Below are 624 nucleotides of genomic sequence, written 5' to 3' on the forward strand. Positions count from 1 at the left end.
GCGCCGCCCATGCCGCCGAGGCCGGCGGTCAGGACCCAACGGCCCTTGAGGTCATCGTTGTAGTGCTGGCGACCGGCTTCGACGAAGGTTTCGTAGGTGCCCTGCACGATGCCCTGGCTGCCGATGTAGATCCAGCTGCCGGCGGTCATCTGGCCGTACATGGCCAGGCCCTTGGCATCCAGTTCGTTGAAATGCTCCCAGCTCGCCCAGTGCGGCACCAGGTTGGAGTTGGCGATCAGCACGCGCGGGGCGTTGCTGTGGGTCTTGAACACGCCGACGGGTTTGCCGGATTGCACCAGCAGGGTTTCGTCGTCGTTGAGGTTGGTCAGGCTTTCGACGATCTTGTCGTAGCATTCCCAGTTACGTGCCGCACGGCCGATACCGCCGTACACCACCAGTTCTTTCGGATTTTCGGCAACCTGCGGGTCGAGGTTGTTCATCAACATGCGCAGCGGCGCTTCAGTCAGCCAGCTTTTGGCGGTCAGCGTGTTGCCGCGTGCGGCACGGATTTCAACGTCACGGTATTGGGTAGGCTTGGTCACAAAAAAATCCTCAACGATCAATGCGCGAACATTGATGGGTGCGAAGAGGAAGTTCATGGACTCTTACGCACACATCTTTACT

1 pseudogene is annotated in these 624 nt (G+C 59.6%); it reads right to left on the minus strand.

The features are described 5' to 3' along the window. Window positions 1-542, minus strand: a pseudogene (locus HX821_RS31925) (urocanate hydratase); the annotation flags it as partial. Between the last annotated feature and the right edge of the window lie 82 nt (window positions 543-624).

The organism is Pseudomonas sp. B6001 (assembly GCF_013386015.1).
Taxonomy (GTDB): Bacteria; Pseudomonadota; Gammaproteobacteria; order Pseudomonadales; family Pseudomonadaceae; genus Aquipseudomonas.